The sequence below is a fragment of the Marinifilum sp. JC120 genome (assembly GCA_004923195.1).
Lineage (GTDB): Bacteria > Desulfobacterota > Desulfovibrionia > Desulfovibrionales > Desulfovibrionaceae > Maridesulfovibrio.
This window is the reverse complement of the sequence record RDSB01000036.1, coordinates 1-7795: the sequence shown is the minus strand read 5'-3', so window position 1 is coordinate 7795 and position 7795 is coordinate 1. Positions and strand designations below refer to the sequence as shown.

9 protein-coding genes are annotated in these 7795 nt (G+C 48.5%); 3 read left to right on the top strand and 6 right to left on the bottom strand.

Going from position 1 to position 7795, the window contains the following annotated elements; translation table 11 throughout:
- Nucleotides 1-198 precede the first annotated feature (198 nt).
- The 5 genes from D0S45_19930 to rfbC all read right to left on the bottom strand — a co-directional run bounded on the left by D0S45_19930 (nucleotide 199) and on the right by rfbC (nucleotide 5605).
- Complete coding sequence (locus D0S45_19930; protein TIH11578.1) at nucleotides 199-1431, bottom strand: molybdopterin oxidoreductase; 1233 nt, start codon at nucleotides 1429-1431, stop codon at nucleotides 199-201.
- 14 nt (nucleotides 1432-1445) lie between these two features.
- Complete coding sequence (locus D0S45_19925) at nucleotides 1446-2204, bottom strand: 4Fe-4S dicluster domain-containing protein (GenBank protein TIH11577.1); 759 nt, start codon at nucleotides 2202-2204, stop codon at nucleotides 1446-1448.
- Nucleotides 2205-2227: 23 nt separating this feature from the next.
- On the bottom strand, nucleotides 2228-4297 hold the full coding sequence (locus tag D0S45_19920; GenBank protein TIH11576.1) for a molybdopterin oxidoreductase: 2070 nt from the start codon (nucleotides 4295-4297) through the stop codon (nucleotides 2228-2230).
- 13 nt (nucleotides 4298-4310) lie between these two features.
- Nucleotides 4311-4862 (bottom strand): cytochrome C, encoded by a 552-nt coding sequence (locus D0S45_19915; GenBank protein ID TIH11575.1) that lies wholly within the window; start codon nucleotides 4860-4862, stop codon nucleotides 4311-4313.
- 191 nt (nucleotides 4863-5053) lie between these two features.
- Entirely contained in the window at nucleotides 5054-5605 is a 552-nt protein-coding gene (rfbC, locus tag D0S45_19910; GenBank protein TIH11574.1) for a dTDP-4-dehydrorhamnose 3,5-epimerase, read from the bottom strand.
- A 258-nt stretch (nucleotides 5606-5863) separates the two neighbouring features.
- On the opposite strand from rfbC, the gene D0S45_19905 reads away from it, so the two are divergent.
- The 3 genes from D0S45_19905 to D0S45_19895 all read left to right on the top strand — a co-directional run bounded on the left by D0S45_19905 (nucleotide 5864) and on the right by D0S45_19895 (nucleotide 7596).
- The gene (locus D0S45_19905; protein TIH11573.1) at nucleotides 5864-6424 is read left to right on the top strand and encodes a CvpA family protein; all 561 of its coding nucleotides are present in this window, start codon (nucleotides 5864-5866) and stop codon (nucleotides 6422-6424) included.
- A gap of 1 nt (nucleotide 6425) precedes the next feature.
- On the top strand, nucleotides 6426-7193 hold the full coding sequence (locus D0S45_19900; GenBank protein TIH11572.1) for a nucleoside triphosphate pyrophosphohydrolase: 768 nt from the start codon (nucleotides 6426-6428) through the stop codon (nucleotides 7191-7193).
- Nucleotides 7194-7386: 193 nt separating this feature from the next.
- Nucleotides 7387-7596 (top strand): hypothetical protein, encoded by a 210-nt coding sequence (locus D0S45_19895; GenBank protein TIH11571.1) that lies wholly within the window; start codon nucleotides 7387-7389, stop codon nucleotides 7594-7596.
- A gap of 90 nt (nucleotides 7597-7686) precedes the next feature.
- Here D0S45_19895 and D0S45_19890 read toward each other — a convergent pair.
- Nucleotides 7687-7795, bottom strand: a 109-nt coding sequence (locus tag D0S45_19890) for a paraslipin (GenBank protein TIH11570.1), incomplete at its 5' end; no start/stop codon positions are given.

Sequence of the window (7795 nt, the reverse complement as noted above, 5' to 3'; positions counted from 1 at the left end):
TACCGAATCGGTACTTGGTGCCTCAGAGCACGAATAAGAAAAGGAATATCAATAGTTACACCATTAGGTGAGGGACGACTACGGCCTAAAAAGACTTGAAGATAGATTTGACGGGGTGCTTGACATTGTGCCGCATAAGAAAAAGCCCCACTCTTGCGAGCGGGGCCTTTTAACTTTACTTGAGCAACCAGCTGGCTGCTACTTCTTATTCAGCTTAACTTCCTGAGGGAAGACAGGCAGATAGCGGTAGCAGAGACTGAGTACCAGAGCACCGTATGCGCAGATCATGAGCGAGGTTGCCCATTCTGCCCAGTTGGGTACATAAATTTCCCAGTTATCGAAAGGCATAACCGGGATAGCGATGGTCTGAACGGTGAAGACGTAACGGTTGATGGATACGCCGATGCAGTCCAGAATCGCTGCGGTGTACAGCAGGCTGGGGTTGTTCCTGATGGAAGGAGTGATCAGCATGACTGCGGGAACGATGCCGCAAAGCACGAGTTCAGTCCAAAGCAGCCACTGTCCGTAGACATTGCCGTAGAACATCTGGTCAAAGGTCATGCCAACGGTGGGCAGGTAACCTACAGCCCAAGCCCAAGTGTCAATGATCTTGAAGAACATGTACACACAAAGCATGGTACCAGCGATTTTACCCATCAGGGCTTTAACCTTGTATTCCACCAATTTCTTACCGGTCATTTTCTCGATGAGGGTACAAACCAGAACTGTGAAAACAGGACCGGAACCAACAGCAGAGAGAACGAAAAGAAAGAAAGTCCAGGGCCAGATGAAGAAACCTTCACGGAAAGCGTAAGGACGACCGAACATAACGCCGTACATACCGCCAAGAGAACCCTGGTGAAAGGTGGACAGGAAGGTTCCGATACCTGCGAACAGAGCCATATTCACGTGAAGGTGATGGGCAAAGTGGTGCAGGAAAGGAATTTTATTCAGTTGCTTCTGCTCGAGAATAATCGGAATAAACTCGATAATCAGAACTGTGCAGTAACAGGTAATACAGAAGATAACTTCTGTGAGCATGGAGTGCACGTTAGGGTGCCAGTAACCGAACCATGCGCGGATGGGCTGCCCGATATCCATGGTCAGAATGAGCATGGCGCCGGAGTAGCACAGGAATCCTAAAATTACTGCAAGGTTAATAATATTTTTAAGTTGATCGATCTTGAGGATATACTTGAGAAAACCAGTGAAAAAAGCACCAGCACCAAGTGCGATAACCGCAAGGTCAAAAGTAATCCAGAGGCCGAACCCGAAGTAGTTGTCAAGGCCGGTAACGCCGATGCCGTAATAGAAAATCTTTGCGGCAGCGTAGGCTCCCCAGAGCAGAATGATGGTCGGAAAGACCATCCAAAGCAGAAACTTGGGAAGTCCGCAACGTTTTACGCCTTCGGGGAAGAGATTGCTATCCATGGTAAACCTCCCTCCTAGTGCTTGTCTTCAGCGACGTGGTTATCACTCTGCTCACGGACCCAGTCACGACGGCTGATGTAGTAAACCTGCGGATCCATGCCGATAGACTCCAGAATGCGGAATGCATTGGGGTTCTTAACCAGCTCATGAACTTTATGCTCAGGGTTCTTTACATCACCGAATGAGATTGCGCCGGTGGGGCACGCTTCCAGACAGGCAGGCTGATACCAGCCGTCGGGCAGCTTGTTGGGGTCCAGACCTTCGCTGCGAGCGCGAGCACGAGCATCCATCAGTCTGGTGTGGCAGAAGTTACACTTCTCAACAACACCGCGCGGACGGGTGGAAGTTGAGGGAGACAAAGCCTTGTCCATACCGCCGGGCCATACCGGATCGAGCCAGCCGAAGTAGCGGGCGTGGTAAGGGCATGCCGCCATACAGTACCTGCAACCGATGCAACGGGGGTAAATCTGACTGACGATACCGCCTTCTTCGTCCTTAGTAGTAGCAACTACGGGACAGACGGGAACGCAGGCAGGATGTCCGCACTGCATGCAGGGTCTGGGCAGGTAGGCAACTTCCCTGTTAGGGAATTCCTTACCGTTATTGAGTTCGTACACAAGCATCCAGGTAAGGGTCTTAAGCTTGTTAGACCCTTCTTCCATGGGAGCTATGTTATTTTCAGCCTGGCAGGACACCATACAAGCACCGCAACCGGTACACTTGTCGACATCAACTACCATGGTCCATTTAGTATCAAATTCCATTTGTTGCATAACGTGAATCCCCTGACTTTAATTTAGGCGATACTCACGAAAGAACTGGTCCACACGGACAAGCCGGTGCCGGACTCAGTGCCAACGGTGAGAAGTTTGGAGATGTTTTCGCCTTTACCGCTGGAGTACGCATCCCATGCGGTGTGACCGAATCCAAGAGGTGCGGCGATAACATCATTCATTACGCCTTCATTAATGTGGATTCTTACAGCGCACTCTCCACCTGCTCCGGCAAGCTTGACCTTGGAACCTTCAGACACGCCGAGTTTCTTGGCGGTCTTGGAGTTAACCTGAACCATAAGGTCTTTACCCAGAAGCTCATACTTACTGATAACAACCACGTTCATCGGCGGGATAGCCACGGTGGGAGTACCAAAGATAAGCTTGGAATAGGGAGCGAGAGCAATCTCGCCGCCCTTGGGCATGGCCACAGCCTTGGACAGAACAGACGCAGCAAACTTGATGGATCCGGATTCAGTAGAATCGGAAACATAAGCAGCACCTTCTACAAGGGAATCCCAGTCAGCACCGGCTTTTTCGGCTTTAGCCTGATAAACGGCGTCTGCGGATTCGTATCCAAGGTCGATGCCCAGTCCGGAAGCCACGCCAAGAACTACGTCTACAGTGGGCTTGCTGTTGTAGAGAGGCTCTGCAACAGGAGCACTGGCTGCGAGCATTGCAGCACCGACACCATAAGGAGTCTGTGCGTCTTCAAAACGCTCGTAGCAGGTGGGGTTGGGCATAATCAGGTCAGCTTTGGAAGCTGTTTCATCCATAAAAGTACTGAAGCTTACGAGAAAACCGGATTTTTCAACGGCCTGAGCCAGAGCAGTGTTCTGGGGCAGAGCGTAAACCGGGTTGGCTTCGTAAGCCATCATAACTTCAGGAGCAGCAACTTTGCCTGCGGCAATACCCGCGAGGTAGCCGACAAAGTCTTTTGCAACCAATTCAGAATGTCCTTCAGCTGCATCAACAGCTTTGGGCAGTTCGGGGAGAATCTTCATTCCACCGTCTTTATTTACGCGGCCAAGCAGCATGTTAACTGCGGCTGCGGCAATAACGTCAGCTGCGCCTGCGCCCTGAGCGAACTCGGAACCGGCAACAACAACGGGGGCGGAAGATTTCATGATGCGCTTGGCAATTGCGGCCATTTCCGCTCCTGCAACGCCGGTTGCTTTCTCCACTTTATCGGGAGAGAATCTGGACATAACCAGAGTCTTAAAGTCGGCGAAATCGGAAGCGGAAGCAGAAGCTCCGGCCTTAAGCATATGATAGGCAAGACCGAGGCAGAAGATTGCGCCGGTGCCTGGAGCAACCGGAACCCACTTATCTGCGGCGGCTGCTGTACAGTTCAGGAAAGGACCGGCGTAGACGTAAGTAGTCTTAATTTCTTCACCGGTGGGACGGCTGGCAGAGTAAACACACTGGTTTCTCACAACCGGGCCCCAAGAATCCATAGCATCCGCACCTACGAAAAGCACGAAATCGGAATTTTCCAGATCATAACCGATCTGGCCTTTTCCGCCCATGCTTGCGAGAGCTGCGGCAGCGCCCTGCTCGTCACTGGGCATGAGATAACACTCAGCACCCATTCCAGCAGCAAAACCGGACAGAACTTCAGTTGCGGTACCGGTAGAATCACCGGAAACAACAGCGAGTTTGCCTTTCTGACCTTTAACTGCGGCGAGCTTCTCGGAAAGGAGCTTTTCAGCGTCTTCCCAAGAGATGGATTCGTATTTGCCTTCCGCGGTCTTTTTCATGGGACCATTAACGCGGGAAGGGCTGTACATGAGCTGAGGACCACTTGCGCTGACAGGATCAACGCCGCCCTTGCTCATTTCGTTTTCTGCATTACCTCTGGTGAGATAAGGACTTCCACCTACGGATTTAACAATTTCCGCACAGGGAGCTGCACCAAATTTGGCAACAGAAGCCTGCTCGGTAATTGCACCGTATTTCAGTCGGGGAATCCAAGACCAGTTCTGCGACCAAATAGCTGCATCATCCAGAGATTTCCAAATTACAGGGGTGAAGAGTGAACCAACAACACCACCTGTTACCAATTGAATAAAAGTTCTGCGATCAATACCCATTGCAGTCCCTCACTTACTTATGGCAGACGTAACATGCGTTGCTGGTACCAACTTCCGCATGACAGCGTTCACACTGCCACATCTTCATGGTCTGCTTGCTGTAACCGCTGATTCTGTTTTCGTAATACGTCGGCAGCGTGTCGCTATTGCCTACGTCGGGATGGCAATCTGTACACTCGAAGCCTTGGTGTGCCATGTGCGAAAAGTAAACGTTATCAGGCTGGTACTGATAAACCAACCAGGGAACTTCCACACCCTTCTGCAGGTACTCGGTCACGTAAATTTCTTCGGCTTCTGATTCACCGAGGACATCTTCGTGACACTCAGCACACTGCTCGTTGGAAGGCAGTCCTGCAAAGGATCCGTCTTCCATAAACATGTGACATGACTCACAGTCCATACCTTCATCTTCAACATGGACCTTGTGGCTGAAATCGATCGGCTGAGTCTTCTGGCTATAAATAACCTGCGGGAAAACCCACCAGCCGACGATCAGGCTCGCAAGGACACCGATGAAGAAAGGAAGAACTCCTCCACACTGCTTCGATGTTCTTTTCTCCTCCATAACCTCGCCCCACTACTCCTTAAGTTTTGTGAAACATAAACAACCAATTAACGCCATTTCTTCTAAAATAGAGTATCTTTCCATGTCAAGAGAATATGAAACTTTTCACAAACTCCTTAACGCGGAAAAAAGCTCAATTTTTAAACACAGGGGGCGGAGAAGCATAAACATGCCACCTTCCGCAATTCATCTTAAAACTCGAACGGCGAGTCAAACTCGGCCAACAACGGAAGCTCACGGTCCTTATCGGAAAGTACCGGATTTTCAGCCTTCCAGTCTATTCCAAGTTCCGGGTCATCCCATTTGATCCCAGCCTCACTACCAGGAGAATAGCCGGAATCAACCTTATACATGAACTCGTTCTCATCGGTCAGGGTCTCATATCCATGTGCGAATCCCTTGGGAATGAACAGTCTAAGGAAATTATCCGCAGATAGTTCAATTTTGAACGATCTCTGATAAGTCGGAGATCCCTTCCGCAAGTCAACCACAACATCGTTGACTGCTCCCCTGGTAACCCAGACAAGCTTTGCCTGAGCATGCGGGGGCTTCTGTAAGTGAAGACCGCGGATGACGCCTACGCCAGATGAATATGCATGATTATCTTGAACAAAATCAGTAGGCAATCCATTTTCTGCAAAAATCTTCTTGTTAAAGCTTTCCAGAAAAAAACCCCGCCTGTCCCGGAAAACCTTGGGTTCTACAACCACAAGTCCGGGAAATTCCGTCTCAATCAACTTCACGCATACACTCCAGACATGAACAGGTCCTGACAAGTTAAAACATTTTCCCCCAAAATTAATCGAGAATTACCTGAGATCAGCAAATGACACAACCTCATTTTTCACTTCATTGTCATATTTTTTATTATTTTCAAGGTGATTCATGATATTCACTTTTCCTCTGGGGTCTGCTACTCTCCCGCTATATCTTTATTTAATAAGGCTTCATGCGGAGTTCGCGCATTTTTTCACAAACATCAATATTTAACGGATTTCAGTATGCAAACAACAGGTTTAGCCCTTAATGCGCTGGATATAATTTTGATAGTGATTGCCGGAGCCCTGATTTTCAGGGGATTATTACGCGGTATAGTCCGAGAGGCTATTTCCGTTTTCTCTTTAATCTTCGGCTTTTATCTGGCAGCCAAATATCATCATGAACTGGCCCCGTATTTCCAGACTTTTTTTGACGGCCCCGGAACAGTCAAAGCTTTCAGTTACCTTTCAATAATTGTAGCCACCCTTTTCGTGGCCTTTCTCATCGGGGTTACGGTTAAAAAGATTTTAACCGTATCCATGCTCAGCTGGGCGGATCAGGTCCTTGGCGGAATTCTCGGTTTTGTTGAAGCGATCATTGTCGGCGGCATCATTATTGTTGTGCTGAACAGCTTCACCCCCAATTCAGAATTCCTGACCAAATCAAAACTGGCTCCGAAAGTAATGTCTACTGCGAGTTTCTTCATCAGCTTCGCTCCTGAAGACGTAATTGATTCATTGGATATCAAATCCATGTTTCCTGATCACTCTGAACTTACCAACCCCTTAAGCGATACAATTTAAAATGAGCGCAAAATCTATTGAAAAACTCAAAAATGTAATTTCCAGCCTGACTGCACCTGACGGCTGCCCTTGGGACAAAGAACAAACCGCTAAAACCCTTTGCGATTCTGTTATTGAAGAAGCTTTCGAGCTGGTGGAAGCGATTCGCGCTGACGATAAGCAGGAAGCAATGGAAGAACTAGGCGACGTCATGTTTCTGCTGCTCTTCATAGCCCAGCGCTACGAAGAAGAAGATGCTTTCACTTTTGCTGATGCCGTAGAATCCGGTGCAGCAAAAATGATCCGCCGCCACCCTCACGTTTTTGCTGATGTAAAAATCGAAGATCAGGAAGAACTGCTGCGTAACTGGGAAAAGATCAAAAGAAGCGAAAAATCTGAAGACAATAAAATTTTCGATTCCCTGCCCAAGGGACTTCCGCCGATGCTTAAGGCTTACCGCATCAATTCAAAAGCCGCGCGGAGCGGATTTACTTTTGAATCCGACGAGCAGTGCCTCGGACAACTCGAAAGTGAATGGAAAGAATGGAACAGCGCTCTGGAATCCGGCGACAGCGATGCCATTACCGAAGAATTCGGCGACTACCTGTTCACCCTTATCGAACTGGGACGCAGAAAAGGCATCAAAGCCAACAGCGCACTGGATATCACCAACAACAAGTTCCTTAAAAGATTCGCTAAAATGGAAGACCTCGCCAAAGAACAAGGCAAGGACATCTCCGAAATGAATCTCATTGAACAAAACGAACTCTGGGAACAGGTTAAGAAATAAACCTCCCCGCCTGAGCCGACAAAGTCCCCGCTATCATCTACTGATTGCGGGGACTTTTTTATTTTTTTTATTAAGTATTATCAGCAGTTTGTTAATCTGGCTTAATTTTACTTATTTTTGCCCTAAAGTATTTCAAGATCTAGCCGATTCGACAGATAGGCGCGTATATTACCCTTTTTCGGGAGGGGTGTTTATGGACGTAACAGGAATCAGCTCAACAATGGATACCGCACCTGCGGTAAGTGACAAGCAGCTGTTCGGAGCTCAGGTTGTAACCAAGACCCTTGATTACATGAACTCCGACCAGTTCAGTTCTTCAACCAGTAGCGATTATGATTTCCAAAAAAGCGTTCTCAGTGCCGCATACTCCGGCGTGGGAACAATAGCTAATACTAAAGCCTAAAAGGGTAGTCCGTGCGCCTGAACCGCAAAACCCGGCCATTACAGCCGGGTTTTATTATGATCATTTGCTTCCGCCCTACGGCGTAATTATTTATTCCAAAGTAAAATCGAATTCTCCCTGACCTTCTTTCTTCCCAGCTTTTACGCTGCCGCTCTTTCCCTTAACCTTACCGTAAACGCTCATGGCAGTGCTAACCATG

Coding starts and splice junctions, on each gene's coding strand:
- D0S45_19920 (TIH11576.1), bottom strand. CDS start 4,297: ATGGGTATTGATCGCAGAACTTTTATTCAATTGGTAACAGGTGGTGTT.
- D0S45_19925 (TIH11577.1), bottom strand. CDS start 2,204: ATGCAACAAATGGAATTTGATACTAAATGGACCATGGTAGTTGATGTC.
- D0S45_19905 (TIH11573.1), top strand. CDS start 5,864: ATGCAAACAACAGGTTTAGCCCTTAATGCGCTGGATATAATTTTGATA.
- D0S45_19915 (TIH11575.1), bottom strand. CDS start 4,862: ATGGAGGAGAAAAGAACATCGAAGCAGTGTGGAGGAGTTCTTCCTTTC.
- D0S45_19900 (TIH11572.1), top strand. CDS start 6,426: ATGAGCGCAAAATCTATTGAAAAACTCAAAAATGTAATTTCCAGCCTG.
- D0S45_19930 (TIH11578.1), bottom strand. CDS start 1,431: ATGGATAGCAATCTCTTCCCCGAAGGCGTAAAACGTTGCGGACTTCCC.
- D0S45_19895 (TIH11571.1), top strand. CDS start 7,387: ATGGACGTAACAGGAATCAGCTCAACAATGGATACCGCACCTGCGGTA.